The sequence below is a fragment of the Ornithinimicrobium sp. CNJ-824 genome, from assembly GCF_001942405.1.
Classification (GTDB): Bacteria; Actinomycetota; Actinomycetes; order Actinomycetales; family Dermatophilaceae; genus Ornithinicoccus; species Ornithinicoccus kibberensis.
Genome location: NZ_MKKA01000022.1, coordinates 139,819 through 165,761, shown reverse-complemented (window position 1 = coordinate 165,761; position 25,943 = coordinate 139,819). Strand labels below are relative to the sequence as shown.

Below are 25,943 nucleotides of genomic sequence, written 5' to 3'. Positions count from 1 at the left end.
CCGGTCCGTGCTGACGGCGTCCACGGACGGGCTGCTACCTTTCGCTCGTGGCCAAGCACAGCCGTCCGCCGGAGGACAACGACCGCAGGGGGATCCTGTGGGCCCTGCTCGCCCTGCTCGGCGTCGTGCTGGTGGCCGGTGCGTTCTGGTTCCTCGGCGGGGACGACGACGACCCGGCCGCCGACGCGGCCGACCCCGCCCCGACGACCGCCGAGCCGGCCCCGTCCGACGACGCCGCCGTCACCAGCGACCCCCCGCTGGCCGCCGCCCCCGAGAGCTGCGACCCGGTGACCGTGTGGTCGGCACCGGAGCTGCTGCCCGCCGTCACCGCCGCCGCGGACCGGGCGGCCGACGACTGCTTCACCTACGACGTCCAGGAGCGGGAGACCGCCACCTCCCAGGCGGAGGTCCGCGGTGAGGACGCCCCCGACGTCTGGCTCCCCAGCTCGGTGGCCTGGGCCCAGCTGGCCGCCCGGGACGGGGTGGACCTCCAGGTCGGCCCCACGGTCGCCAGCAGCCCGGTCCTGCTCACCGGTGCGCCCGGCACGGTCGCCGGGATGGGTGACCTGGGCCTGACCCCGGACAGCAGCTTCGCCGAGCTGGCGCAGGTCTACCAGGAGCAGGCGGCCACCGGGGACGCGCAGCTGACGATGCGCCTGGGGGACCCCCGCAACGACCCGGCCACCATGGCCCTGCTCGCCGCCACCTCCGAGGAGCTGGGGTCGCTGGACGAGCCGGGCGGCCCCGGCCGCAGCCTGCTCGTCGTGCTCGCCCAGACGGCCGCCCAGGGTGACCCGCTGTCGGTGCTGCGGTCCGACGCGGACATGCTGGTCCCGGCCACGGAGCAGCAGATCGGCACCGCTGTGGCCGACGGCCAGGAGCTGCAGGGGGTGCAGCTCGGCGGCGACCTCGGCACCGTCCAGCTGCCGTTCGTGCGCGTCGGCCAGGAGGGGTCTGAAGAGGCCGTCGCGGCCCTCCAGGAGGAGCTGACCTCCGGCGCCGCCGACGGCGACCTGGCGGAGTCGTTCCTGCGCCCCGGGGACGAGGGCGCCGCGCCCGGGGTCCCGGGCGTCCCCGAGCGGGTGCGCACGACGGGCGAGGCCCCCGACGAGCAGCTGACCGCCACGGTCGCCGAGACCTGGTCGGTCATCGCCCCCCAGTCGCGCATCCTGGCCCTCATCGACATCTCCGGGTCGATGGAGGCACCGGTCGACGACGACGCGACCCGCATCGACCTCACCCGCGAGGCGGCGCAGACGGCGCTGTCGGTCATCCCGGAGCGGACGGCGGTGGGCGTGTGGTACTTCGCCACCTCCCTCGACGGCGAGCGTGACCACGTCGAGGCCGCCCCGCTGCGACCGCTCGAGGAGGAGGTGGGGGACGTCACGCACAAGGAGGTCCTCCTGGGGGTCACCGAGGAGCTCGGCGTCGACACCCTGCAGGGCGACACCGGCCTGCACGACTCCCTCTGGGCCGCGTACAGCGCGATGCAGGAGGAGGACGTCGACGACGCGATCAGCTCGGTGCTCATGCTCACCGACGGCATCAACGACGACTCGACGGGCGGACTGTCCGAGGACGAGGTCGTCGAACGGCTGGAGCAGGCCCGGGAGGAGGGCGACCGGCAGGTGACCGTCGTCCTCATCGGCGTGGGGCCCGACGTGGACGCCGACGCGCTGGAGCGGCTGGCCACGGCGGCCGGCGGCGAGTCGCTGGTCATCACCGACCCCCGCGAGCTGCCCCAGGTCTTTGTCGACATCGTCGCGCGCCGCGCGGCCTGACGCGCCGGGTCTGCCGTGGCCGAGCAGCACCGCACCACGCCGGGCCCGCGCACCTGCGCGGCGCGCGGCGAGTCCTGGTCGGAGGACCAGGAGATCGTGCTCGAGAGGTTCGCCGTGGTGTGGCCGCCGGAGCACGCGGACCCCTGACCACGCCGATCCCTGACAGGGACGGCGGGACGCTGGCAGGATGCCCGGCATGACCGTCCACGCCAGGCACGTCCGGACCGACCGGCTAAACACCTTCGTGCGGGAGGCCGGCGACCCGTCGGACCCGACCCTGCTCCTCGTCCACGGCAACGTCAGCTCGTCGGTGTTCTTCGAGGAGCTGATCGCGGACCTGTCCGCCGACGTCCACGTCCTCGCGCCCGACCTCCGTGGCTACGGCGACTCCGAACGGCTCCCGATCGACGCCACGCGCGGGGTGCGCGACCTGTCCGACGACCTGGCCGCCCTGCTCGACGCGCTGGGCGTCGAGGGCCCGGTCGACGCCCTGGGGTGGTCGGCCGGCGGCAACGCCGTCCTGCAGCTGGCGATCGACCACCCGCACCGCGTGCGCCGGCTGGTCCTGGAGGCGACCGGCAGCCCCTACGGGTTCGGAGGCTCCACCGGGCCGGACGGACGTCCCGTCGCCGAGGACTTCGCCGGGTCGGGCGGGGGCACGGCCAACCCGGCGTTCTGCCGGGCGCTGGCCGCCGGAGACCGGGGCGAGGAGCCGACCAGCCCGCTGACCACGTTGCGTCAGTTCTACGTCGCCCCCGGGTTCACCGTCGACCCCGAGGCCGAGCAGCGCTACCTGGACGGGATGCTGAAGACCTCCGTCGGCGACGACGTCTACCCCGGCGACCTGACGACGTCCTCGAACTGGCCGGGCGTGGCCCCCGGGACCACCGGGATGAACAACGCGCTGTCGCCGAAGTACCTGGACCAGAGCGGTTTCGCCGACCTCGACCCCGTCCCACCGGTGCTGTGGGTCCGGGGCGAGCTGGACCAGATCGTCTCGGACACCTCGATGTTCGACCTCGCCCAGCTCGGCCGGCTCGGAGCCGTGCCCGGCTGGCCCGGCGAGGACGTCTGCCCGCCGCAGCCGATGGTGGCGCAGGTGCGGGCGGTGCTCGAGTCCGCCGGCCGCTTCACCGAGGTCGTCTACGAGGGGTGCGGCCACGCCCCGCACCTGGAGCGTCCCGCCCGGTTCGCCGCGGACGTGCGCGCCTTCCTCCGCAGCTGAGCGAGGCCTGGTCCACCCGCCCCTCGGGTCGGGGGCCGGGGGCTCAGGCCGACGGCAGCGGGGTGGCCAGCATCGCCTCGAGGGCGATCGTCACCATGTCGCCGAAGGTCTGCTCCCGCTCCGAGGCGCTCGTCTCCTCGCCCGTGACGATGTGGTCGGAGACGGTGCACACCGTCAGCGCCTGCCGCCGGGCCTTGGCCGCCAGCGTGTAGATCTCGGCCGCCTCCATCTCCACGGCCGCGACGCCGTACTCCACGACCTTGGCGGTCAGCTCCGGGCGAGAGTGGTAGAAGCTGTCCGAGCTGAAGACGGTGCCGACGTGGTGGCGCGCCCCGTGCGCCTGCGCCGCGTCGGCCGCCGCCCGCAGCAGCGCGAAGTCGGCCGTCGCGGGGTAGTGGTAGCCCTGGAAGCGCAGCGTGTTCATCGAGCTGTCGGTCGCGGCGGCCATCGCCAGGACCACGTCGCGCACCTGCAGGCGATCGGTGAGCGCCCCGCAGGACCCGACCCGCACCAGCTGCTGGACGCCGTACTCGTCGATCAGCTCGTTGACGTAGATGGAGGCGGACGGCTGCCCCATACCCGTGCCCTGGACCGAGACCCGTTCGCCGCGGAACGTGCCGGTGAACCCGAGCATCCCCCGGACCTCGGAGTAGCACTCGGCGTCGTCGAGGAAGGTCTCGGCGATCCACCGGGCGCGCAGGGGGTCCCCGGGCAGGAGGATGCGGGGGGCGATCTGACCGGGCTGGGCTGCGATGTGCGTGCTCACGGGACCCAGGGTATGCGGCACTAGGCTGACCGGCGACGTCGGGACGCGAGGAGGTGGGCACGGGTGGAGGCGACGAGCGTGCTGTCCGCGCGCCTGCTCCTGGACGGTGGCGACGGCGGGGCCCCGGCCCGGGACCGGGCCGCCAGGCTGCTGGCCGTGGCGCTGCGCGGCCGGCACCCCGCGGGCCTGGAGGCGCTGGCGCTCACCGCCGGCTTCCGGCGGCCGTCCGCCGCCGTGGCCGCCGCCCTGCTCGACGGCGAGCCCCTGCCCGCGGCGACCACGGTGCCGGGGGAGACCCTGCCCTTCACGGTGGCGCTGGCCACCGCGTGGGCGGCCACGGGGGAGACGGGAGGTCTGGTCGCCGCCGTGGAGGTCTACCGGCAGGTCGTCGGGCGGCACGGGCCGGGTGGGCTGCGCCCCGTCGAGCAGCGGCACTACCTGCAGGCCGCCTACCTCGCCGGGCGGACGGACCTCGTGCACGAGGGTCTGGCCACCCTCGGCGGCCTGACGGCGGACGTGGCCGAGGGGCTGCGGGCCGACCTGCTCAACCCCTACGTGCGGCGCGCGGGAGACGCCGACGGGGCGGCCGCCGGCGAGGGCCTGGTCGACGCCGCGGACCACCAGGCCTGGGTGGCGGCGCTCGGCTCCCGGTTCCGGGCGCGCGACCTCCTCGGGCCGCAGGTGGACCCCTCGGGGGCGTGCCTCTTCGACGGCCTGCACCTGGGGCCGGCCCGTTCGGTGGACGGCCCGCTCGTCACCGTCGTCGTGCCCGCCTTCCGCCCCGACGCCGGGCTGCTCACCTCGGTGCGCTCTGTGCTGGCCCAGTCCTACGGCCAGCTCGAGGTGGTGGTCGTCGACGACGCCTCCGGACCCGGCTTCGCCGCGGTGTTCGAGGCCGTCGCCGCCCTCGACGACCGCGTCCGGCTCCTGCGGCAGGACCGCAACGGCGGGGCGTACGTGGCTCGCAACCGTGCCCTGGCCGAGGCCCGGGGAGAGCTGGTGACCACCCAGGACGCCGACGACTGGTCGCACCCTGAGCGGCTGGCCCGGCAGGTCGCGGCCCTGACCGACCATCCGGAGGCCGTCGCCAGCCGGTCGGCCGCCGTCCGTGCCCGGCCGGACCTGACCCGGCAGTGGTTCGGCTACCGCCCGGAGCGGATGAACGCCAGCTCCCTCCTCGTGCGCCGCGAGGTCTTCGACCGGGTGGGACCGTTCGACACCCTGCGCAAGGGAGCGGACTCGGAGTTCGCCGAGCGGCTGCGGCTGGTCGGCCCCGTGCAGGACGTCGTCGCCCCGTTGGCGATCACCCGGCTGGCGGCGGGCTCGCTCTCGCGGGCCGACTTCGCCTGGGGCTGGCATCACCCCGACCGCGTGCTCTTCCGCAACGCCTTCCGCGACTGGCACCGCAGGGTCCGGGCGGGAGAGGCCGCACTTCCCCTCGAGCGGAAGGGTCCCCGTCCGTATGCCGTCCCCCGCCGGTTCCGGGTCGACCGCGACCAGGAGACGGTGCCCGTGGGCGACCCCGTGGACGGGCCGTCGAGGACGGGGGCGACGGGCGGCGCCCCCTCCGCGGCCCCCCTCGTCCTGCTGGCCGACGCGGCCCGACCCGTCCCGTCCGCGCTCGGCGATGGTCTGGCGGCCCTCGCCGCCGCCGACGGCGGACTCCCGGCCGTGCTCGTCCGCGAGGACCTCACCCGGGCCGGGGCCGAGCCGGAGCCGTACGACGAGGAGCTCCTCGCCGAGGCGGCCGCCGGCCACGTCGAGCTGCTCACCGACGCCGACGAGGTGGTCGCCGGCACGCTGCTGGTCCTCGACCCCGCGCTTCTCGGCCCACCCGCCCTGCCGCTCCCTGAGCTGCGTGCCGGGGAGGCGTTGGTCGCGGCCGTGCCGCCGTCCGCGGACGAGCCCGTGCGCGACCTCGAGCAGGCGGGGGAGGTCGTCCGCACGCTCACCGGCCGCGCCCCGGTCTGGGTCGCCCGCACGCCGGGGGAGCAGCAGGCCTGGGCGGCCGACGGGTGGCGGCTGCCGCTGCTCGGCGAGGCGCTGGCGGACCGTGGTCACCGGCTGCGATCTCCCGGGACGGGCGGGGGAGCCACCGGGACGGGCGGGGGCGCGCCGCAGGACCTGCACGACCGGCTCGTCGGGGCCCTGGATCTCGTCGCCGAGATCGAGGAGACGGACGCCGCCCTTCCACGTCGGACGACCGGACGCGAGCTGCTCGTCCGTGACCGGGTGGCCCGGGTGGGTCGCTCGACCCCCGCGTCGAGCCGATGGTGCCTCCGCCTGCGGGGAGCCTGGTCCGAGGAGGACCCCGCGGTCCGGTCGGTGACCGCGCCCGTCGCGGCCGACGTGGTCGTCCTCGGCAAGCTCGACCTGGCCGACCGCGTCAAGCTGCGCGCGGCATACCCCGAGGCCGGGCTGGTCCTGGCGGCCCAGCCGGCCGGGCCGAAGGGGGAGTGTGGGATCACCCGGTCGGTGCGCGCGCACGAGGTCGTGGCCCGGCACGCCCCCGGCCTGGCGCCCCGGATGGTCTCCCACGGGCGGACCGGGTCCGGAGTGCGCTACCTCGTGGAGGAGCTCGTCGAGGGCCGGCCGTTGGGGTCGGCGCGCGCGCTGGACGCCCGGGCGGCCGAGCTGCTGGCCGCCCTCGCCGGTCTGCACGCCGGGCACGGGACGCGGCGCACGACCGTGCGGCAGCGGTGGGGCGACGGGCTGGCGCGGCGGTGGGCGGCCACGGTCGGCACCGGCATCGTCCCGGACGGGGTCGCCGGACGCGTCGCCGAGCTCCTGGGCCGGGACGCGGACACCCTCCGGGTCTCCTGGTCGCACGGGGACATGGTGCCCTCCAACGTCCTCGCCGGCCCGGACGGGCTCACGCTGCTCGACTGGGAGCACTCCCAGGAGGCGCCGGTCATGCACGACGCCGCCAAGCTGCACCTCTTCTGCGGCGATCCGGCCGCCCTGCTGGACGTCGTGGCCGAGGTCCTGGGCGTGCCCCGGCAGGACGGCCGACTCAGCGGCGCCGAGGAGCTGGTGCTGGCGCACGCCCAGCTGGTCGGCCGCTACCCCGAGCGCCGGGACCGGATGCGGGGCCACCCGCGGGCCGAGGTCTACGAGCGCCAGGTCCGTCGGCAGGTGGACCGGCTGGCCCAGGTGGTCGACCGGTGCGACGGGAGCTGGTGAGCGGGTCCCTCAGCCGCGCGGCGTGACCCGCAGGACGACGTCGTCGCTGCCGTTGGAGGTCGTCACCCACAGCGCGCCGTCGTCGCCCAGCACGACGGACCGCAGGCGGCCGTAGGTGCCCTCGAGCTCCGGCACCCGTGCCTCGTCGACGACCTCCCGCCCGTCGAGGGACAGCACCGTCATCCCCGACCCCTTGAGCTCGGCGACCGCGAGCGCGCCCTCCCAGGCGCCCCAGGCCTCGCCCTCGAGGAAGGCGGCACCGCTCGTGGCGTGGGTCGGGTCCCCGCTGGACCACACCGCCTCCACGGCGTCCGGGAACCGCTCGAGGTCGGTCATCGGCACACCCTCGTCGTAGCCCGGGCCGGCGCCCACCCGTAGTTGGCCCCCGGCTCCAGCACGTTGACCTCGTCGTCCACGGCCGGCCCGTGCTCGACCGAGAAGATCTCCCCGGTGCCGGGCTGCTCGGCCAGGCCCTGGACGTTGCGGTGGCCGTAGGTGAGGATGCGCGGGTCGGCGCCGGGCGGTGCCGAGGCGGGGTCGGCCGCTCCGCCGTCGGTCCGCACGTGCAGCACCTTGCCGCCCAGGGAGTCGAGGTCCTGCGGGTTGGCCTCGTCGGCCGCGTCGCCGGTCCCGACGAGGAGGGTGCCGTCGTCCTGCAGGAGCAGCCGGCAGCCGCTGTGCCGCCCGGAGGTCAGGGGTATGCCGTCGACGACCACGTCCTGCAGGGCGGCGGAGGTCAGGTCCTCGGTGAGCGTGTGGGCGGTGACCCGGACGTCCCCCGGCCCGTCGGGCGGGGCCCAGGCGTGGCACAGGTAGACGGTGTCCTCCTCGACCGCCAGGCCCATGAGGCCGGCCTCCCCGGAGGCGAACAGGTGGTCCAGGTCGGTGGCCACCTCCTGGGTCAGGCCGTCCCGGTGGGCCAGCAGCCGCCCGCCACGCTCGGTGACCAGGACCGTGCCGTCGGGGCGGGGTGCCACGTCCCAGGGGATGGCGAGCCCGTCGAGGACGACCTCGACGTCGAGCTCGGGCGGGACGGCCGGGTCCACGGTGGTCCCGCCGGTGGTCGGGGCGTCCTCCGTCGCGCCACCGCCGGCCGTGCCCGCGTCGTCCGTGTCCGTGTCCGTGCCGCGCCCGTCGCCCGCGGTCGCGTCCTCGGCAGGGCCCGGCGACGCGGACGGGTCGGGGGTCGTCCCGGTGCCGGGGTCCGGCGTGCCCGTCGACGAGCAGCCGGTCACCCCCAGGGCGCCGAGGAGGACCAGGACGGCGGTCGCGCGGACGGGTCGCACGACCCCCACGCTACCGGGAGGTGCGGGCGGCGAGTGCGGCCTCGATCTCGGCGGCCGCACCCCGGACGCCGTCCTCGAGGGCGACGGCCGCGGCCTCGTCCTCCGCCCGCCGCGCGACGCCGGGCTCCCGGGCGGCCGCCAACGCCTGACGGAACGCCGTCCGGGTGGCGGACGCGGCGGGGACCGGGGCGGACCCGACGCCGATCTCGTGCACCCGGCGCGCGAAGAAGGGCTGGTCCATGGTGAAGGGCACCACGACCTGGGGACGGCCGGAGCGCAACGCCTGCGCGGTGGTCCCGGCGCCCCCGTGGTGCACGACCGCGGCGGTGCGGGGGAACAGCAGCTCGTGGGGGACGTCGTCGACGACCCGGACGTCGGGCCCGAGCCCGTCCTCCAGGCCGGAGCCGCCCTGGAGCACCACGCGCAGCCCCAGGTCGGCGGCGGCCTCCACGGCGTGCGCCAGCACCGTGCGCACGGCGGGCAGGGTGTGCGACCCCAGGCCGACGAAGACCGGGGCGGGGCCGTCGTCGAGCCAGGCGGCCAGGTCGGGCTCGAGCGCGGTGTCCGCCGGGAGCGGACGGAACGGGTAGCCGACCGCACGGACCTGTCGGCCGGCCACCCTGCGCGGGGTGACCAGCCGGGGGCTGTGCGCCACGAACGCCGGCGCCGTGCCCATGCTCAGCGCGGCGCGGGGGTCCGGGGCGACCAGGCGGACGGCGGTGGGCAGGACCGTCAGGGCGGCCGCGAGGTTGCGCCACGACCGGCCCGGCACGACGGAGAACATGCTGGTGTCGCCCCAGGTGGTCGGCAGCGCCGGGACGAACATCATGAGCACCCGGGGGGCCCGGGGCCACCCGGCCAGGGCCGACCATCCGGCCGTCATCGCGGTGAGGACCACGCCGTCGTAGCGGGGCCGCATCTCCTCCAGCCGTCGCCGGACCGAGGGCGCCAGCAGCTCGGCCAGGCCGCGCAGCATGCGGAGCTGGCCGGCGAGGTCGGTCGGCATGCCGTGGGCCCCCAGCTGGTCGCGGTAGTAGGCCATGGCGTCGACGTCCACCGGCTCGGGCCGCAGACCCGCCGACTGCACCAGACCGACGAACTCGCGGGTGGCGGTCACCCCGACCTCGTGCCCGCGGTCCGCCAGCTCCCGGCCCACCGCGAGGACCGGCTGGTAGTCGCCGCGGCTGCCCGCCGCCAGGAGGGCGATCCGCACCGGGCGGCTCAGTCCTCCGCGTCCGCGACGCAGAACTCGTTGCCGGCGGGGTCGCGCATCACCGTCCAGGCGAACCCGTCGACGTCGTGGTTGCGCACGACCTCGGCGCCCAGCTCCACGAGCCGGGCGACCTCGGTGGTCCGGTCGGTGCCCGCCAGGTCCAGGTGGAGCCGGTTCTTGCCCGCGCTGGGCTGCTCCACCCGCTGGAAGGCCAGGCGGGGCTCCCCGGTCAGCACCACGAAGTCCTCGCTCTCGTGGGCCGTCTCGGCGCCCATGGCCCGTTGCCAGAAGCCGGCCAGCTCGTGGGGGTCCTCGCAGTCGACCGTGACCATGGTGACGGTCAGCGCCGTGAGGCGGTGGCCCTCGGTGCGGGGTCCGTCCTCGTGGCCCTCGTCACCGTCGGCCTCGTCCGTGGCCTCCTCGGCCTCGACCTCACCCGCGACCTCCTCGCCGTCAGGCCCCGGGCCGCTCTCCTCGCGGGCCTGCTCGATCTCGGTCCTCGTGTCGTGCGGGCTGCTCATGGGTCATCAGTCTGCCGCAGCGACCCCTCGGCCGCACCCGTCGCACGGTCCTGGTCGCCGCGCAGCAGCCGGGCCAGGCGGGGCCCGGCGTCCACGGTGTAGACGTCCGACCCGGCCTCCACCTCGTGCTCGGCGAAGGCCGCCAGCACCGCGCTGACCACGGCGTGGGTGGCCTCCTTGGTCTCCAGCTGCCGGGCACCGGACCAGAAGCGCAGCTCCAGCTGCACCGTGGCGGTGCCGATCGAGGTGAGGAAGGCCTCAGGGTCCGGCTCGTCCAGCACCTGGGGCACCGCCCGCATCGCCTCGACGGCGACCCGGGCGGCCCGGTCGAGGTCGGCGCTGTCGGCGACGTCGACCAGCACCGAGCTGCGCACGCGCTCGAAGCCGGTCTGCACGGTGACCACCTCCGAGTGCAGCGTGCCGTTGGGCACCAGCACCAGGCGGCCGTCGAAGGTGCGCACCGACGTGCTGGTCAGGCCCATCTGCACCACGGTGCCGCGGTGCTCGCCCACCGAGATCTGGTCGCCGACGCGGAACCGGTCCCGGGTGAGGATGACGATGCCGGCGAACATGTTGCCCAGCACGGTCTGGAAGGCGATGCCGGCCGCGATCGAGACGACGCCGATGCCCCCGAGCAGGTTGACCGGGCGGATGCTGGGGAAGGTGATGGTGACGGCGGCGCCGACCGCGAGCAGGGTGACCAGCCAGGAGACGAGGCGGCCGAAGACCCGGGACGAGCTCTCGCTGCGGCCGCGCCAGGCCAGCGCGCGCGTCACGAGCAGCCGGACGAGCTGGCCCAGCGCCACGCCGACGACGAGGACCGCCAGCCCGAGGGCCACCCCCACCGGGGTGACCGGCGGCAGCTCCAGCCCCTCCAGCGCCTCGTTCACGTCCCGCTCCCCTCGGCCACGTCCCCGACCAGGTCGCGCGCGGTCCGCAGCCACCGCTCCAGCAGCGGCCGGTGCTCGGGCAGGGCGACGGTGAGCAGGTCCTCGAGCACGACGACGACCCGCCGGGGCACCTGCAGCGAGTCCTGCCCGTAGTGCAGCGGCTCCGCCAGGGCCAGGTCGACGAGCTGGCCGATCCGCTGCGGCCGGTGCACGAGGCGCACCTGGCCGTCCCGGGTCACCAGGGCCGGCAGCTCGGCGCGCAGGACCAGGAGCCGCAGGATGCGGTGCAGCTCGTCGACCACCTGGACGGCGGTCGTGGGGTCGTTGATGCCCGGGGAGAGCGCGCGCTCGGCGATGTCGACGAGCTTGCGGATCCCGAAGGCGGGGTCCTGGTGGAAGAAGCGGTCCTTCTCCACGACGACCATCGGCCGGAGAGTCTCCAGGTCGTCCTCGTCCAGCTGTCCGGCCCGGACCTCGCGCCACACCTTCACCGCGGGGATCCCCTCGGGCACGAAGTCGCCGACCTGCGGCAGCACCTCGACGACGACGTCGTGCTCCTCGGCCCACGCCACCAGGCGCCGGTGGTCGACCTCCACGACCGAGCCGTGCTCGAGCGCGGGCAGGGTCTGGGCGGTCCTGCCCGGGCCGGGGTCCCAGGTGTTCAGGCCCAGCCGCGACCCCGGGGCGTCCGGCTCGGGGAAGTAGCGGTCGACGACGTCGACGGTGTCCTCGCCCAGGTGGGAGACGATCGAGGAGACCTGGATCGAGTTGGTGATGTGGTGGATGAAGGCCAGGAACATCCCGACGCTGGCCAGCACGAGGAAGAAGCCGAGGGTGACCGAGACCTGCGGGACGAACTGGGCGCTCTCGCCCGACTCGCCCTGGACGGACCGCAGCACCGTGAGGGCGTAGGTGAAGCTCGCGGCGAAGATGCCCAGGGTCACCTGGGTGATCCGGCTGGAGAGGAAGTCGCCGAGCACGCGGGGGCTGTACTGGCTGCTGGCCAGCTGGATGACGACCATCGTGATGGAGAACACCAGGCCGGTCACCGAGATCATCGCCCCGGCGATGTTGCCGAGCATGTCGCGGGCACCGCTGGGGCCCCCGGGGAAGAAGTAGGGCAGCTGGTCGTCCAGCGTGCGGTCCAGCACCGGCATGAACACCCCGCCCAGGGTGGCCACGACGATGATGACGGTGGGCAGCACCCAGAACGGCCGCCAGACGCGGTCCCAGCGGCTGATCGACCGGGTCTGCGGCAGCGAGCCGAGGTCCTCGCGGTCGGTGTCCCTGGTCCGGGACCCGCGGGGGGCCGGCGATGCGTCGTCGTCGCTCACGGACCCATCCTCGCGCAGAGGGCGGGCCGGGGCCTCACGTGGTGGTCCCCGGCTCCAGCCGGCGCCGGCGGGCACGTCGTCCCCCGGCGCCACGACCGCGTGCCGGCCCACCAGGGTGATCGCCCCGTCGGTCACCCGCGTGCCCGGCAGCGGCCGACCGACGACCGCGTCGCGGCCGACCCGGGCCCACTCGTCCACGACGCAGGCGCTGACCCGGGCGCCGGCCTCCACGACGGCCCGTCGCATCAGCACGCTGTCCTCCACCACGGCCCCGGCCTCGACGACGACGTCCGGTCCCAGCACGGACCGGACGACCCGGCCCCGCACGCGGCACCCGGGGGAGACCATCGACCCGTCCAGCTCCCCGCCGTCGCCCACCCACGCCGGCGCCCCGGCCGGGGTGGGGGAGAGCACCGGCCGGTCGACGTGGTCGAAGACGTCCACCCGACCGGCCAGCAGGTCCCGGTGCGCCTGCAGGTAGGCCGCCGGCCGTCCGACGTCGCGCCAGTAACCCTCCAGCGGCAGGGCGTGGACCCGGCCGCGCTCCACGAGGGCCGGCAGCAGCAGCTCGCCGAAGTCGCCCAGCCCGGTGTCGTCGGGGTCGCCTCCCGCGGCGGACTCCCGGTGCAGCCGCTCCAGCTCGGTCAGCAGGACCCGGGGGTCGTAGAGGAAGATCTCGGTCGCGACGGTGGTCGCGTCGGTCGACTCCGGCTTGTACTCCACCCCCGTCACCCGGCCCCTGTCGTCGGTGTGCACGACCATCTTCTCGGCCGCCTCCTGCACCCCCACCTCGGCGGTCAGCAGCGTGCACTCCGCCCCCACGTCCAGGTGGTGGGCCAGGGCCGGCCGCAGGTCGGCGGAGAAGACGTGGTCGGCCGAGAGCACGACGAGCACGTCCGGGTCGTGCACCCGCACGTCGTCCCGGAGCCGGAAGAGCCCGTCGGCGTTGCCGTGGCTGAACCCGTCGTCGTGGGCGGCTCCGCTGCCCTGCTCGGGCGTGATGCGGCGGAACCCCCCGTGGGTGCGGTCCAGGTCCCACGGCCGCCCGCCGGCCAGGTGCACGTCCAGCGAGCCGGACTGGTACTGCACGCTGACCCAGACGTCGGCGATGCCGCTGGCGCGCAACGACGACAGGGGGAAGTCGACGAGGGCGTGGGTGCCGGCGAACGGCAGGGCCGGCTTGGCCCGCTCGCGGGTCAGGAGGTCCATCCGGCTCCCCGCACCCCCGGCCTGGACGACCGCCAGGACGCGCAGGTCGGCCGGAAGACCGGGGGAGCGGCGGGGCGGGCCTGGCATGAGGGCCAGGGTAGGCGGGCACGGCATACCCTGGCGCGGTGAGCCAGTCCCAGCCCGAGCAGCCGACCGACCCGGCGACCCCTCTCGTCCTGCTCCACGGGGTGGGGCAGGCACCGATGGCCTGGGAGGACGTGGTCGTGCGACTCTACGGGTCGCGGCGGCTGCTCACCCCCTGGGTGCCGGGCCTGCGACCCACCGAGACCCGGCCGGTGCCGGTCGAGGAGGCCGCCGCCCGGCTGGCGCAGGAGCTGGAGCTGGAGGGCCTGACGCGGCTGGACCTGTGCGCCCAGAACTGGGGGGCGATGGTGGCCACGCGGCTCGCCGCGGACCGCCCTGACCTCGTGCGCAGGCTGGTGCTCGTCGGCGGTCAGGTCCGCACCCCGAGGCTGCTCAGCGGTGTGCAGGCCGGACTCCTGCGGCTCATGCCCGCCTCCCGCCTGGCCGACGCGGGGGTGTCCAAGGACCGGCTGACCGCGGCGCTGGACGTCGCGCGCCGGGCCGACCTCACCGACGCGCTGCCCCGGGTCCAGGCCCCGACCCTGGTCCTCGTGGGCGCCCGCGACCGGGCCGGTCAGCCGGGCGCGCGGGCGCTCGCCGACGGGATCCCCGGGGCGCGGCTGCGGATCGTCGAGGGCGCCGGCCCGGCGCTCAACGAGGAGGTGCCGGCGGAGTTGGAGCAGCTGCTGCGGGAGTTCCTCGACCAGCCGTAGAGCCGGGCACGGCGGAACGGTCCATCCGGGCGAGCAGGCCCAGCTGCGCCCGGCGCTCGCGGGCGAACATCGTGCGGGCCGGGGTGCCCACTGACCCGTCGAGGAGTCGCTTGGCGCGGGCCAGCGCCCGCCGGTCGTGGGCGATCATCTGCCCGACCAGCTCGACCGCCACCGCGTGCGGGTCCTCGGCGACCCTCGTGACCAGGCCCAGGTCGGCAGCCTCGGCACCGGTGACGGACCGGGCGGTGAGGGTCAGCTCCTTGGCCACGTCCAGCCCCACCAGCTCGGTCAGGGAGCGCACGCCGCTCATGTCCGGCACCAGCCCCCACCGGGCCTCGCGCACCGACCACCGGGCGTCCGGCGTGCTCACCCGCAGGTCGGCCCCCAGCGCCAGCTGCAGCCCCGCGCCCAGGCAGTGCCCGTGGACGACCGCGACGACGGGCACGGGCAGCCGGCGCCACGCCCAGCAGGCCTCCTGGAAGATGTTGGTGCCCCGCCACGGCCGCGGGAGGAACCGCCCGGCGATGCCGACCGGGTCCCGCAGGGCCCCGCCCAGGTCGAGACCGGCGCAGAAGGCCTCGCCCTCCCCGGAGAGGACCACCGCGCGCACCGAGGGGTCGCGGCGCAGCCGGTGCGCGGTGGCGACCAGGCCGTCCAGCATCGGCAGGGTCAGGGCGTTGAGCTTGTCGGGCCGGGCGAGCCGGACGGCGGCGACCCCGTCCTCGACGGTGCAGGCCAGGTGCTCGGGGGCGGTGCGCGACGGCATACCCCGAGCATGCCAGGAGCCGGCTCGTCCCCGGCGCGGGGGCGCGGCCGTCAGCCGACGCCCAGGAACTCCCGGATCGCGGGCAGCTCGCGCCGGGCCTGCGCCAGCCCGGCCTCGTGGCTGGCCCGCAGGCGGGCCACGTCGCGGGTCCCGTTGCCCACCGGCATGGCCTCGGGCACGAACAGGTATGCCGTGCCGGCCCGCTCCAGCTCCCACAGCTCCTCCCGCACGGCGTTGTACACCTCGTGCCGGCGGGCGAGCGCCTCGCCGACGGCGGGGAACCGGCGGAAGTGCCGGCGCAGGTAGCGCAGTCCGGCCCGGGCCGGCGGCGGCTTGACGTAGTCGCGCTGCTGGGTGAGCACGACGAGGAACCGCTCGTGGCCGTCGGCCCGGGCGGCGTCGAGCGGGATGCCGCCGGAGGGGCCGAGAGCGCCGTCGACGAAGACCTCCCCGTCGATCGTCACGGGCGGCATGACGACCGGCATCGTCGAGGAGGCCCGCACGCGGACCATGAGGTCGCCGATCGTGGCCAGGTCCGCCCGCCCCCAGTGGACGACCTCGCCGCGGGTGGCGTTGAACCCGCTGACGCGGACCCGCGCCGGGTTCGCGCTGAACGTGTCCCAGTCGAAGGGCAGCGCCTGCCCGGGCAGCCCGGTCTCCTCGTAGATGTACCGCGCGTTGAACAGCCCCTGGCCGCGGACGAACGTGCGCCAGTCACCGAAGCGGGGGTCGGTGACGAAGTCGGTGAAGCTGTGCCGGGCCCGCCAGGGGTCGCGGGAGACGTAGTTGGCGGTGTTGCTCGCCCCGGCCGAGACGCCGCCCACCCAGTCCAGGTGCAGCCCGGCCTCGAGCAGCGCCACGAGCAGGCCGGAGGTGTAGGACGCCCGCATGCCACCGCCCTCGAAGACGAGGGCGGTGCCGGTCACGGTGGAGGAGAGCTGCTCCATACCCCCAGGGTATGGGGATCGGCCGGCCTCCCCGGTTCAGGCCGGTCGGGCCGAGAGCAGCTCGACGAGGTGGTCGGTCGTCGGCACGCTGCCGCTGTGGACCACCTCGTCGTCGACGACGAGACCGGGGGTGCGCAGCACGCCGTAGGCGGCGATCTGGCCGTAGTCGGTGACCTTCTCCACCTCCGCCTCCAGCCCCAGCCGGGACAGCGCCTCGCGGGTGCGCTCCTCCAGCCGGTGGCAGTTGCGGCACCCGGGCCCCAGCACCTTGACGATCATCTGCGCCTCCTCGCGCGTCGGTGCCGGCCGGGTCAGCCGGCGAGGTTGAAGACGAGGCCGAGGGCCATGATGCCCAGGGCCACGGAGCCGAAGTAGAGGGCCAGCAGCGGGGGCCGCATGACGCGGCGCAGCATGATGGCCATCGGGATCGACAGCGCGATCGAGCTCATCATGAAGGCCATGACGGTGCCCAGGCCCATCCCCTTGGCCCACAGGGCCTCGCCCACGGGGACGACGCCCGCGCCGTTGACGTAGAGGGGGACGCCCGCCAGCGTGGCCACGGCAACCGCCAGCGGGTTCTGCGGGCCGGCCCAGCGGGCGAAGAAGTCGGTGGGGACCCAGCCGTGGATGGCCGCGCCGACGCCCACGCCGACGAGGACCCAGACCCACACGTCGCGGAAGATGTCGCGGCTCTCGCCCAGGGCGGCCTCGACCCGCTCGGCCAGGGTCGGCCGGTGGCCGCCGGCCCGCAGGGCGGCGACCCGGCTGGTGCGGACCACGTCCTCGACCCACCGGTCAAGGCGGAACCGGGAGAAGACCCACCCGATCGCCATCGCCAGGGTGCCGCCGGCCAGGACGTAGGCGACGGCGACGTCCCAGCCGAACTGGTCGCCGATCATGATCGCGGCGATCTCGCTGACGAGCGGGGAGGCGACGAGGAAGGTGAGGGTGATCGACAGGGGGATCCCGGCCGCGACGAACCCGATGAAGAGCGGGATCGAGCTGCACGAGCAGAACGGGGTCACCACCCCCAGGACGACGGCGAGGAACAGACCGAGCCCCAGGCCGCGGCCCTCCAGGTAGGCCCGGGCCCGGTCCAGGTCGAGGGAGGCGCGCAGCAGACCGACGACGAACATCAGACCCAGCAGGAGCAGGAAGATCTTGACCGTGTCGTAGAGGAAGAAGTGGACCGAGGAGACGAGCCGCGCGCCCAGGTCCAGGCCCAGCCAGCCGACCGCCGCGTCCCAGAACCACTCGTTGAGCGCGTAGAGGCCGGCCCAGGCGAGGGCGCCGAGGCCGAGGCGGAGCAGGAGTCCGCGGTCGGTCCCGGGAGGGGCGGTCGGCGCGTGCGTGGTCATCGCGCCCCCGCCCGGGAGGGGAGGGCGTCGACGGTGCGGGCCACCATCGGTTCGACCACCCCTGCAGTCTACTACCCCAGGTCGTATGCAGCCGGGTGCCGCCCGTGCCCCCAGAACGCCGTCGCGTGGTCCGTCATGCCTCACCGCGACGGTCGCCCGCGTCCGCGGGTGCATACTGGAGGAGATGTCAACCACGCCCGCACGTCGACGCCACCCCGCCACCAGCCCGTTCCGGCGGGAGCCCGCGCCGGCCGTCCCCGTGTTCGACCGGGACGACCGGGTCACGCACGACTCCTACGGCATGGGACGCGTGGTGGGGGTGGAGACCGACGCCGTCCGCGTCGACTTCGGGACCTGCACCATGCGGATCCTCAGTCCCTACTCCAAGCTCGCCAAGCTCTGAGGTCCCTGGCCGTGTGCCGCCGACGCCCACCGGCCCGGCCCGGGCTCAGGCCACGATCACCTGCACGAGCAGGATCTTGAGGATCAGCCCCAGCGCGAACAGGGCGGCGTAGCCGGCCTCCACACGTTCGTCGGTGACCCGGCCCTTGGCGTAGGCCAGGATGGCCGGCTGCCCGACGAACCCGGCGAGCCGCCCGCGGCGCGCTCGGTGCTGACGCCGGCGAGCCGGGCGACGCCGACGAAGAGCACGCCGGCCACGAGGGTGATGACGGTCGCCGCCGCGACCACCTGCAGCCCGGTCCAGGTGAGGGCCTGGGCGGCGAACGCCTGGCCGGAGACGAGGCCGGTGGCCCCGAGGAAGAGCAGGAGCCCCAGCTGGCGGATCGTGAGGTTGGCGGCCAGCGGCACGCCCCAGACGAGGGGACCGGTGCGCTCGAGGCGGCCCAGCACGATGCCGACGACGAGCGGCCCGGCGGCCGAGCCGAGCGCGAAGTCCAGCCCGCCGGGCAGGGGGAGGGTCACCAGTCCCAGGGCGAGCCCGGCGGCCAGGCCGATGCCCAGGGTGAGGGCGTCGACCTCGCTCACCTTGCGCTCGGAGTCGCCGAACAGGCCGGAGACCTCCCCCAGCCGCCCCCGCGGGACGATGACGCGCACCCGGTCGCCGAGCTCGAGGACGAAGTCCTCGGAGGCCAGCAGGTCCAGGTCCCCCCGTCGGACCCGGGTGACGACCCCGTCGAACCGGCCCGGGACGTCCAGCTCGCCGACGGTGCGTCCGGCGACCCGGCGGTCGGAGACGACGAAGCGGCGGTGGTCCACGTCCCGGCGGTCGTGGGCCAGGTGCTCGTCGACCCGCCGTCCCAGGTGGTCCCGGGCGCGGTCGACCGCCCGCTCCGGTCCCACCATGACGACCCGGTCACCGACCTCGAGGCGCTCGCCGGGCTGGACGACCCGGGTGGCGCCCTCACGGGCGAGGTAGGACAGCCGCAGCTCGCCCTCCCGCAGCCCCGGGACGTCGGCCAGCAGCGAGGGCCGCTCCACCTCCACGGAGATGTCGACCAGACCCTGCCCGGCGACCGGGTCGGGGTCGCGCCGGGCCGTCCAGGGCCGGGCCAGGAGGGTGGCCACCAGCAGGATGGTGACGAAAACGCCCACGGGGTAGGCCAGGGAGTACCCGACGGCCGGCTCCTGGCCGCCGGTGCGGTCGATGGCGGTCGCCAGGGCGGGCGTCGAGGTGAGCGCCCCCGCGTAGGTGCCCGCCGTCAGTGCGGGGGGCAGCCCGAGGGCACCGCCCAGGAGCATGGCGACCCCCGTCATGGCGGCGAGCACCAGGCCCGCGCCGCCCATGAGGGGCAGCTGACGTCGCAGGTCGCGGAAGAAGGTGTTGCCGGCGGTGAGGCCGACGGTGTAGACGAACAGCGCCAGGCCCAGGGTCTGGAGCAGCCCGAGCCCCTCCCCGAGCCGGGGGTCGAGGGCACCCACGCCCAGGCCCACGAACAGGGCGCCGGCCGGGCCGAAGCGCAACGGGCCGAACGGAATCGCCCCGACGAGCGTGCCCAGGGCGACGACCAGCATCATCGTCAGCAGCGGCGTCGAGGCCAGCACGTCCACCATGGGCGGAGTCTCTCACCCGGGCCTCGCCCGCCCCTCCCGGTTCAGGCGCCGGTCCCCCCGAGCTTGTCCAGGAGGGTGCCCAGCCTTCACGGGCGGCCTGCTCGGCGGCCCGGACCCGCTCCTGCGCCAGGTGCGCGGCCTCGACCGCGGCGGCGGCCCGCTGCTCGGCCTCCCGGAGCGCGTCGAGGCCCTCCTGGGCCTCCCGCAGGGCCGCGTCCCGGTCGGAGTGGAAGCGGTCCACCTCGGCGGCGGCCAGCTCCACCGACCGGTCCAGCAGGAACCGGTAGGAGACCCTGACCTTCTTGCCGGTCGTCTTGCGGCGCAGGGCGTCGACCTCCTCGGAGACGGACTGCCGCATGAACACCAGCGGGTCGGAGGTGTACTCCTCCTCGGCCGCCTCCAGCTCGGCGCGTTCCCGCCGCTGCGTGGCCTCGGCCAGCTCGCGCTCGGCATCCCGGACCGCGGCCGAGGCGGCGTCCCGGGAGGCCGCGAAGCGGGTCTCCAGCGTGTAGGCCAGCTGCTCGGGCTCCCCGGGGGCCAGCCGGTCCGGGGCCGGCGTCGCCGGACCCCCGGACCCCTGCCCCTGGCCCTGCTCAGACATCCCCGTGCACCTCGTTCATCCGCACCACCCTCTCACCACCGCGGCCGCTGGCGGAAAAAGGAATGTAGGTTCTCGCATGATCTGTCGGGGGATGGCTCGCTGACCTGCGGGGTGACAGGTTCGGTGAGACCAGGGCCGTGTCACCAACTTGTCGGAGTCCTCAGGCTGGCCTCGCGGATCCGGGCCGAGCAAGCTCGTAGGCGGCGTGCACCTGTGACTCTGCAGAGCACCCCCAGGGCGAGCCCCGCGCTAGGGTCTGTGCCTCAATCTCCGTGTGGCGGTCAAGGAAGTAGGACGTCGTGCCGAGTGCCGCGACGGGTCTGTCAGAGCGCGCGTCCCCCGAAGGTCTTGGTGAGGCCTTTCAGCTCCAGAGCCGGCGCCGATCCTGGCTGTCCGCTCATGTGCAACCTTTCGCTAAACGGGCTGGCGGCCCGGACGGCGGGTCAGCCGCAGGCCCAGGACGAGCGCCCAGATCAGCAGGACCGCGGCTCCAAGGACGATGCCGACCTCTGGAGAGAACAGGCCCAGCACCTCGTCGTCATCCCGAGCGCTCCAGGAGATCAGGAGCAGTGCGGCCGCGAGGCTGGCGATGAGCCAGGCCAGGACGTACCAGCCCCGTCCCCGGGACGGGGTGTCCGTGGCCTGGGTGAAGGTGCGGGCATAGCGGCGCGGACTGCCAAAGGCCTCTTCCGCTGTGCTGCCACTGTCTGTCACGTGCGACTCCACCGACCATGTCGCATCTCGAATCTGTGCCTCGTCGATCCCGCGCAGTCGCAGGAGGCGAGCAAGTTTGGCGTTGTACTGATGAGTTCCCTTAGGCATCGTGAGACTCCTCTCTGCCGAGCAGACCTGACATCGACTGGGAGAGCCTGTCCCAGGCGATCCGATGCTCGGCGGCGGCTCGGACTCCGTCCGTGGTGAGGTGGTAGTACTTGCGGGCGGGACCCCGGTCCTGTGCTTCCCAGGTGCCAGCGATCAGTTGCTGTGCCTCGAGGTTCCGAAAGGTTGGATACAAGGTCCCTCCCCGAATGGTCCCCCAGCCACACCGTTCAAGTTCCTGAGCGATGGCGTAGCCATGCTGGGGGCGCTGATTGAGCATCCCCAGGACGACTGCTGGGAGAAGGCCGCGTTGCCACTCCGCTGGCCAGGATCGCCGTGGCATGACTGAAGTCAAGCACGTACCTAGGTAGAATGACAACCTATGTAGAAGTGTGGTGTGATCGGCCACACAAGCGACTCCGGCCACGGCCGGGTCGAAGTCAGCCAGCAGGACCCGGTCCGCGCTCCAGCAGGCTCTCGTAACCCACCAGGGTCCCCGTCGTAGCCGTCCACAGCCACCCGGATAGTTGCCCTGCCTCGGTTGCCACGAGAGCTCATGCACCGGCGCCCCGCCCGCGATCTCCCCCGCCTCGACGTCCGCCAGGCTCGTGACGACCTTGGTGCAGTCCACGCTGCAGTACCTCAGCTCCGTCGATCGGAGCTCACGTTGCTCCACGAGTTCAGCCTGACGCGTCCGACAAGATGCCAGGAATTCGACACGCGACCGACAAGAAAACAGGAATCCGACAAGTTGGCCAGGAACCTACAAGGAAACCAGGACGGGCGGCGCCGGAGCGGGGAATGAAACCTCGACCACCGTGGTTGAGCCAGGTGAACTCAACTTCGATGAGTGCCGGTTTGACAACACCACGACCGGTTCCCCAAGGTTGAGTGCAGACGTGTCAAGCCACGTCGCGGCGCCCGCCCGGGCGCGGCGGCACGACATACCAAGGAGAGCAACGCATGGGACGTGCAGTCGGCATCGACCTCGGCACCACCAACTCGGCGGTCGCCGTCCTCACCGGTGGGGAGCCGGAGATCATCGCCAACGCGGAGGGCGGTCGCACGACCCCGTCCGTGGTCAGCTTCGCCAAGAACGGCGAAGTCCTCGTGGGTGAGGTCGCCAAGCGGCAGGCCGTGACCAACGTGGACCGCACCATCCGCTCCGTCAAGCGCCACATGGGCACCGACTGGAGCACCACGGTGGACGACAAGAAGTACACCGCCCAGGAGATCAGTGCCCGCATCCTCATGAAGCTCAAGCGGGACGCCGAGTCCTACCTGGGCGAGGAGGTCACCGACGCGGTCGTGACCGTCCCGGCCTACTTCGACGACGCCGAGCGGCAGGCCACCAAGGACGCCGGTGAGGTCGCCGGCCTCAACGTCCTGCGCATCGTCAACGAGCCGACCGCCGCCGCCCTGGCCTACGGGCTGGACAAGGGCAAGGAGGACGAGCTCATCCTCGTCTTCGACCTCGGTGGCGGCACCTTCGACGTGTCCCTGCTCGAGGTGGGCAAGGACGCCGAGGACGGCTTCGCGACCATCCAGGTCAAGGCCACCCACGGTGACAACAAGCTCGGTGGTGACGACTGGGACCAGCGGATCATCGACCACCTGGTCACCACGGTGAAGAACCAGTCCGGCGTGGACCTGTCCAAGGACAAGATCGCCCTCCAGCGGCTCAAGGACGCCGCCGAGCAGGCCAAGAAGGAGCTGTCGTCCTCGACCAGCACCACGCTGAACCTGCAGTACCTGTCGATGGGCGAGAACGGTCCGATCCACCTGGACGAGACCCTCACCCGCGCCCAGTTCGAGCAGATGACCTCCGACCTGCTGGAGCGCACCAAGGCTCCCTTCGAGCAGGTCATCAAGGACGCCGGTATCTCCGTCAGCGAGATCGACCACGTCGTCCTCGTCGGCGGCTCCACCCGGATGCCGGCCGTGGCCGAGCTGGTCACCAAGATGACCGGCGGCAAGGAGCCCAACAAGGGCGTCAACCCGGACGAGGTCGTCGCCGTCGGCGCGGCCCTGCAGGCCGGCGTCCTCAAGGGTGAGCGCAAGGACGTGCTGCTCATCGACGTCACCCCGCTGAGCCTGGGCATCGAGACCCAGGGCGGCATCATGACCCGCCTCATCGAGCGCAACACGGCGATCCCGACCAAGCGCAGCGAGGTCTTCACCACGGCCAGCGACAACCAGCCGTCGGTGGGGATCCAGGTCTACCAGGGCGAGCGGGAGATCGCGCAGCACAACAAGCTGCTCGGCAACTTCGAGCTGACCGGCATCGCCCCGGCCCCCCCGCGGCGTGCCCCAGATCGAGGTCACCTTCGACATCGACGCCAACGGCATCGTGCACGTGTCCGCCAAGGACCGCGGCACGGGCAAGGAGCAGTCGATGACGATCTCCGGCGGCAGCGCGCTGCCCAAGGAGGAGATCGAGCGGATGGTCAAGGACGCCGAGGCGCACGCCGAGGAGGACAAGAAGCGGCGCGAGGAGACCGAGACCCGCAACACCGCCGAGCAGCTGGTCTACTCGACCGAGAAGTTCCTCGCGGACTCCGGCGAGCAGGTCCCGGCCGACGCGCGCGGCCCGGTCGACAGCGCCCTGACGGACCTCAAGGACGCCCTCAAGCCCGAGTCCGGCGCCTCGATCGAGGACATCAAGGCCAAGATGGACACCCTGTCCACCGAGTCCCAGAAGATGGGGTCGGCGATGTACGCCCAGCAGCCCGGTGCCGAGGGCGGCGGCGCGGGGGCCGGGTTCGCCGACGCCACCGGCGCGGCCGACGTGGACAGCAGCCGCAGCGGCTCCGGCGACGACGGCGACGTCGTCGACGCCGAGGTCGTGGACGACGAGGAGACCAAGTGACCGACCACCCCGACACCCCGGACACCCCTCCCGAGGAGGAGGTCCAGGACGGTCGCGGTCCGGTGATCCGGGACAAGCGCCGGATCGACCCCGAGACGGGTATGCCGCGCGCCACGGCCGGGGAGGGCGCCCAGTCCTCCCCGGCCGGGGCGGGGGCCGCCGAGGAGGACGCGGAGGCTGCGGCTGACGCGCCCGCCGACGGTCCGTCGGCCGACGCCGGGCAGGCGGACCACCCGGACACCGCCCTGGCCGCCGAGCGGCTCGAGGAGATGCGCCGGATGCAGGCCGAGTTCGTCAACTTCCGCAACCGCACCCAGCGGGAGCGGGAGGGCGACCGCGACCGGGCCGTCGCCGCGGTGGTGGAGGCCATGCTGCCCGTCATGGACGACATCCACTCCGCGCGCGAGCACGGCGACCTCGTCGAGGGCCCGTTCGCCGCGATCGCGGAGAAGCTGGAGAGCACGCTGGCCCGCTTCGGCGTGGAGCGGGTCGGGGAGGTCGGCGAGGAGTTCGACCCGACCGTCCACGAGGCCCTCATGCACCTGCCCGCCGAGCAGGCGGACCTGCCCGAGGGAGCCAGCGGCATGACGATCGTCCAGGTCGTCCAGCCCGGGTTCAGGGTCAACGAGCTCGTCGTCCGCGCGGCCCGGGTGGCCGTGGCGGACGCGGGCTGACCCGACCCACGCCATACCTCCTCCCGGCCGGTCCCCCGGACCGGCCGGGGCCGGGGGACCAGCACGACGACAGCAGCAGCCGGGACGACGAAGGAGGAGGTGAGGACCGGTGGTGAGCCAGGACTGGATGGACAAGGACTTCTACGCGATCCTCGGCGTGCCCAAGGACGTCGACGAGAAGACCCTCAAGAAGACCTACCGCAAGCTCGCCCGCGAGTGGCATCCGGACGCCAAGCCCGGTGACGCGGCGGCGGAGCAGCGCTTCAAGGACATCGGCGAGGCCTACGCAGTCCTCTCCGACCCCGAGCAGCGCAAGCAGTACGACGCGATCCGCGCCATGGGCGGAGGCGCCCGCTTCACCGCTGGCGGTCCCGGCGGTGCCGGTGGCGCCGGTGGCTTCGAGGACGTCTTCGCCCAGATGTTCGGCGGCGGTGGCGGCGGCGCCCAGAACGTGCGCTTCAGCACCTCCGGCGGCCCCGGCGCGGGCGGCATCGACCTCGAGGACCTCCTCGGCGCCTTCGGCGGCGCCGGCGGGTTCGGCGGCCAGGGCTTCCCCGGCGGCGGCCACGGCCGAGCCGGTGGCGGCGGCTTCCCGGGCGGGGGCTACCCCGGCGGCGGCCGCACGGTCCGCGGCCAGGACGTCGAGGCCCGCACGACGATCGACTTCCGGGCGGCGACGACCGGCGACACGATCTCGCTCAGCAAGCCCGACGGCGGCCGCATCACCACCCGCATCCCCGCCGGCGCAAGGACGGCCAGCGGATCCGGCTGCGCGGCAAGGGGATGCCCGCGCCCGTGCAGGGCGGCGAGCCCGGCGACCTCATCCTGCACGTCACCGTGCAGCCGCACCCCGTCTTCGGCCGGGACGGCAACGACCTGACCGTCGACCTGCCGGTGACCTTCGCCGAGGCGGCCCTGGGCGCCACCGTCGAGGTGCCGACCCTGGAGGGCGGCCCGGTCAAGGTCCGGATCGCCCCGGGCACCCCCTCCGGCCGGGTGCTGCGCGTCAAGGGCCGCGGCATCAAGGCCAAGGGCGGCACCGGCGACCTCAGGGCCAAGGTCCAGGTCGTCGTGCCCCAGCGGCTCTCCGACGAGGCCCGCGAGGCCGTGGAGACCCTCCGGGCCGAGGATCCGGCACCGACCCGCGCGCCGACCTGATGAGGCGCGCCCAGGGGTGATGGTCGTGGATCGTGACACTCCCGTCTACGTGATCTCGGTGGCCGCCGAGCTCGCCGGGATGCACGCCCAGACCCTGCGCCAGTACGACCGGCTCGGCCTGGTCGTCCCCTCCCGCACCCGCGGCGGCGGCCGCCGCTACTCCGCGCGCGACGTCGACCGGCTCCGGGAGGTGCAGCGGCTCTCGGCCGAGGGCGTGGGACTGGCCGGCATCCGCCGGGTCCTGGACCTGGAGAACGAGGTCGAGGACCTGCGCTCGCGGGTGGCCCGGCTCACCGCCGAGAACCATGCCCTGCGCGAGGCGGTCGGCCAGCTGCCCCGCGTCTTCGCCGCCGGGCGGCACGGCGAGGTGGTGGCCCTGCGGGCCGGCACCCGCCCGCGGCAGACCTCGCCGGGGACCTCGCTGACGCTGTGGCGCCCGCAGGGCTGGCCCTTCGAGGACTGAGGCGTAGCCGGCCCCGCACACCCTGTCCGGGTGTGCGGGGCCAGCGGTCGGTGCGGCGCACCTCGACCGA

The 25,943-nt window shown here is 74.3% G+C and carries 21 protein-coding genes and 3 pseudogenes; 11 read left to right on the top strand and 13 right to left on the bottom strand.

Annotated features, from left to right (window positions below):
- The first annotated feature begins 47 nt into the window (after positions 1–47).
- The 3 genes from BJF81_RS09690 to BJF81_RS09680 are packed head-to-tail and all read left to right on the top strand — an operon-like array spanning position 48 to position 3,006.
- The gene (locus tag BJF81_RS09690; RefSeq protein ID WP_075958146.1) at positions 48–1,781 is read left to right on the top strand and encodes a VWA domain-containing protein; all 1,734 of its coding nucleotides are present in this window, start codon (positions 48–50) and stop codon (positions 1,779–1,781) included.
- A gap of 15 nt (positions 1,782–1,796) precedes the next feature.
- Positions 1,797–1,928 (top strand): hypothetical protein, encoded by a 132-nt coding sequence (locus BJF81_RS09685; protein WP_446740553.1) that lies wholly within the window; start codon positions 1,797–1,799, stop codon positions 1,926–1,928.
- 49 nt (positions 1,929–1,977) lie between these two features.
- Positions 1,978–3,006 (top strand): alpha/beta fold hydrolase, encoded by a 1,029-nt coding sequence (locus tag BJF81_RS09680; RefSeq protein WP_075958145.1) that lies wholly within the window; start codon positions 1,978–1,980, stop codon positions 3,004–3,006.
- Positions 3,007–3,049: 43 nt separating this feature from the next.
- Here the strand turns inward: BJF81_RS09680 and deoD are convergent, their stop codons facing one another.
- Positions 3,050–3,772 carry a purine-nucleoside phosphorylase gene (gene deoD / locus BJF81_RS09675; RefSeq protein WP_075958209.1) on the bottom strand — a complete coding sequence of 241 codons (723 nt, stop codon included), beginning with the start codon at positions 3,770–3,772 and terminating at the stop codon, positions 3,050–3,052.
- A 63-nt stretch (positions 3,773–3,835) separates the two neighbouring features.
- Between deoD and BJF81_RS09670 the strand changes: the two genes are divergently transcribed.
- Positions 3,836–6,955 (top strand): glycosyltransferase family A protein, encoded by a 3,120-nt coding sequence (locus tag BJF81_RS09670; protein ID WP_075958144.1) that lies wholly within the window; start codon positions 3,836–3,838, stop codon positions 6,953–6,955.
- A 9-nt stretch (positions 6,956–6,964) separates the two neighbouring features.
- Here BJF81_RS09670 and BJF81_RS21505 read toward each other — a convergent pair.
- The 5 genes and pseudogenes from BJF81_RS21505 to BJF81_RS18015 all read right to left on the bottom strand — a co-directional run bounded on the left by BJF81_RS21505 (position 6,965) and on the right by BJF81_RS18015 (position 13,495).
- Positions 6,965–7,932: pseudogene (locus tag BJF81_RS21505) on the bottom strand (PQQ-dependent sugar dehydrogenase).
- A gap of 319 nt (positions 7,933–8,251) precedes the next feature.
- Complete coding sequence (locus tag BJF81_RS09660) at positions 8,252–9,454, bottom strand: glycosyltransferase (RefSeq protein WP_075958143.1); 1,203 nt, start codon at positions 9,452–9,454, stop codon at positions 8,252–8,254.
- Positions 9,455–9,462: 8 nt separating this feature from the next.
- Positions 9,463–9,975 carry a VOC family protein gene (locus BJF81_RS19570; protein ID WP_237770159.1) on the bottom strand — a complete coding sequence of 171 codons (513 nt, stop codon included), beginning with the start codon at positions 9,973–9,975 and terminating at the stop codon, positions 9,463–9,465.
- Complete coding sequence (locus tag BJF81_RS09650) at positions 9,972–10,865, bottom strand: mechanosensitive ion channel family protein (protein WP_237770158.1); 894 nt, start codon at positions 10,863–10,865, stop codon at positions 9,972–9,974. Before BJF81_RS09650 ends, BJF81_RS19570 begins: the two co-directional genes overlap by 4 nt.
- Entirely contained in the window at positions 10,862–13,495 is a 2,634-nt protein-coding gene (locus tag BJF81_RS18015; RefSeq protein ID WP_158068655.1) for a DUF2254 family protein, read from the bottom strand. Before BJF81_RS18015 ends, BJF81_RS09650 begins: the two co-directional genes overlap by 4 nt.
- A gap of 38 nt (positions 13,496–13,533) precedes the next feature.
- Between BJF81_RS18015 and BJF81_RS09635 the strand changes: the two genes are divergently transcribed.
- On the top strand, positions 13,534–14,205 hold the full coding sequence (locus tag BJF81_RS09635) for an alpha/beta fold hydrolase (RefSeq protein WP_083664124.1): 672 nt from the start codon (positions 13,534–13,536) through the stop codon (positions 14,203–14,205).
- Here the strand turns inward: BJF81_RS09635 and BJF81_RS09630 are convergent.
- The 4 genes from BJF81_RS09630 to BJF81_RS09615 are packed head-to-tail and all read right to left on the bottom strand — an operon-like array spanning position 14,144 to position 17,276.
- Entirely contained in the window at positions 14,144–14,971 is an 828-nt protein-coding gene (locus BJF81_RS09630; protein ID WP_075958142.1) for a crotonase/enoyl-CoA hydratase family protein, read from the bottom strand. The two genes, BJF81_RS09635 and BJF81_RS09630, sit on opposite strands and share 62 nt — an antisense overlap.
- A 50-nt stretch (positions 14,972–15,021) precedes the next feature.
- Positions 15,022–15,918: a patatin-like phospholipase family protein gene (locus BJF81_RS09625; protein ID WP_075958141.1), complete on the bottom strand. Its 897-nt coding sequence runs from the start codon at positions 15,916–15,918 to the stop codon at positions 15,022–15,024.
- A gap of 36 nt (positions 15,919–15,954) precedes the next feature.
- The gene (locus BJF81_RS09620) at positions 15,955–16,197 is read right to left on the bottom strand and encodes a thioredoxin family protein (RefSeq protein ID WP_075958140.1); all 243 of its coding nucleotides are present in this window, start codon (positions 16,195–16,197) and stop codon (positions 15,955–15,957) included.
- 32 nt (positions 16,198–16,229) lie between these two features.
- Positions 16,230–17,276, bottom strand: a complete 1,047-nt coding sequence (locus BJF81_RS09615; RefSeq protein WP_075958139.1) for a permease — start codon at positions 17,274–17,276, stop codon at positions 16,230–16,232.
- 184 nt (positions 17,277–17,460) lie between these two features.
- Here BJF81_RS09615 and BJF81_RS09610 point away from each other — a divergent pair, with 184 nt between their 5' ends.
- Complete coding sequence (locus BJF81_RS09610) at positions 17,461–17,679, top strand: hypothetical protein (protein ID WP_075958138.1); 219 nt, start codon at positions 17,461–17,463, stop codon at positions 17,677–17,679.
- An 83-nt stretch (positions 17,680–17,762) separates the two neighbouring features.
- Here the strand turns inward: BJF81_RS09610 and BJF81_RS20335 are convergent, their stop codons facing one another.
- On the bottom strand, positions 17,763–19,289 hold the full coding sequence (locus BJF81_RS20335) for an aspartate:alanine exchanger family transporter (protein WP_269087325.1): 1,527 nt from the start codon (positions 19,287–19,289) through the stop codon (positions 17,763–17,765).
- A gap of 356 nt (positions 19,290–19,645) precedes the next feature.
- On the opposite strand from BJF81_RS20335, the gene BJF81_RS18010 reads away from it, so the two are divergent.
- Entirely contained in the window at positions 19,646–19,801 is a 156-nt protein-coding gene (locus tag BJF81_RS18010; RefSeq protein ID WP_158068654.1) for a hypothetical protein, read from the top strand.
- A gap of 503 nt (positions 19,802–20,304) precedes the next feature.
- On the opposite strand, the gene BJF81_RS09600 is transcribed toward BJF81_RS18010, so the two are convergent.
- Positions 20,305–20,712 (bottom strand): hypothetical protein, encoded by a 408-nt coding sequence (locus BJF81_RS09600; protein WP_143780767.1) that lies wholly within the window; start codon positions 20,710–20,712, stop codon positions 20,305–20,307.
- A complete protein-coding gene (locus tag BJF81_RS18005) occupies positions 20,705–20,989 on the bottom strand; it encodes a PadR family transcriptional regulator (RefSeq protein WP_158068653.1) in 285 nt (94 codons plus the stop codon). The genes BJF81_RS09600 and BJF81_RS18005 overlap by 8 nt, the downstream gene beginning before the upstream one ends.
- A gap of 683 nt (positions 20,990–21,672) precedes the next feature.
- On the opposite strand from BJF81_RS18005, the pseudogene dnaK reads away from it, so the two are divergent.
- The 4 genes and pseudogenes from dnaK to BJF81_RS09575 all read left to right on the top strand — a co-directional run bounded on the left by dnaK (position 21,673) and on the right by BJF81_RS09575 (position 25,873).
- Positions 21,673–23,578 (top strand): annotated as a pseudogene (gene dnaK, locus BJF81_RS09590) (molecular chaperone DnaK).
- Positions 23,575–24,252: a nucleotide exchange factor GrpE gene (locus BJF81_RS09585; RefSeq protein WP_075958135.1), complete on the top strand. Its 678-nt coding sequence runs from the start codon at positions 23,575–23,577 to the stop codon at positions 24,250–24,252. The pseudogene dnaK and the gene BJF81_RS09585 overlap by 4 nt, the downstream one beginning before the upstream one ends.
- Before the next feature lie 109 nt (positions 24,253–24,361).
- Positions 24,362–25,430, top strand: a pseudogene (locus BJF81_RS09580) (DnaJ C-terminal domain-containing protein).
- Complete coding sequence (locus BJF81_RS09575) at positions 25,430–25,873, top strand: heat shock protein transcriptional repressor HspR (protein ID WP_075958134.1); 444 nt, start codon at positions 25,430–25,432, stop codon at positions 25,871–25,873. Before BJF81_RS09580 ends, BJF81_RS09575 begins: the two are co-directional and overlap by 1 nt.
- Positions 25,874–25,943: the final 70 nt, after the last annotated feature.

What these genes read in the sequence shown, in the direction of transcription:
- BJF81_RS09680 (WP_075958145.1), top strand. Translation starts at nt 1,978, where the DNA reads ATGACCGTCCACGCCAGGCACGTCCGGACCGACCGGCTAAACACCTTC.
- BJF81_RS19570 (WP_237770159.1), bottom strand. Translation starts at nt 9,975, where the DNA reads ATGAGCAGCCCGCACGACACGAGGACCGAGATCGAGCAGGCCCGCGAG.
- BJF81_RS18015 (WP_158068655.1), bottom strand. Translation starts at nt 13,495, where the DNA reads ATGCCAGGCCCGCCCCGCCGCTCCCCCGGTCTTCCGGCCGACCTGCGC.
- BJF81_RS09630 (WP_075958142.1), bottom strand. Translation starts at nt 14,971, where the DNA reads ATGCCGTCGCGCACCGCCCCCGAGCACCTGGCCTGCACCGTCGAGGAC.
- BJF81_RS09625 (WP_075958141.1), bottom strand. Translation starts at nt 15,918, where the DNA reads ATGGAGCAGCTCTCCTCCACCGTGACCGGCACCGCCCTCGTCTTCGAG.
- BJF81_RS09620 (WP_075958140.1), bottom strand. Translation starts at nt 16,197, where the DNA reads ATGATCGTCAAGGTGCTGGGGCCCGGGTGCCGCAACTGCCACCGGCTG.
- BJF81_RS09615 (WP_075958139.1), bottom strand. Translation starts at nt 17,276, where the DNA reads ATGACCACGCACGCGCCGACCGCCCCTCCCGGGACCGACCGCGGACTC.
- BJF81_RS09610 (WP_075958138.1), top strand. Translation starts at nt 17,461, where the DNA reads ATGTCAACCACGCCCGCACGTCGACGCCACCCCGCCACCAGCCCGTTC.
- BJF81_RS20335 (WP_269087325.1), bottom strand. Translation starts at nt 19,289, where the DNA reads ATGGTGGACGTGCTGGCCTCGACGCCGCTGCTGACGATGATGCTGGTC.
- BJF81_RS18010 (WP_158068654.1), top strand. Translation starts at nt 19,646, where the DNA reads ATGAACACCAGCGGGTCGGAGGTGTACTCCTCCTCGGCCGCCTCCAGC.
- BJF81_RS09600 (WP_143780767.1), bottom strand. Translation starts at nt 20,712, where the DNA reads ATGCCTAAGGGAACTCATCAGTACAACGCCAAACTTGCTCGCCTCCTG.
- BJF81_RS18005 (WP_158068653.1), bottom strand. Translation starts at nt 20,989, where the DNA reads ATGCTCAATCAGCGCCCCCAGCATGGCTACGCCATCGCTCAGGAACTT.
- BJF81_RS09575 (WP_075958134.1), top strand. Translation starts at nt 25,430, where the DNA reads ATGGTCGTGGATCGTGACACTCCCGTCTACGTGATCTCGGTGGCCGCC.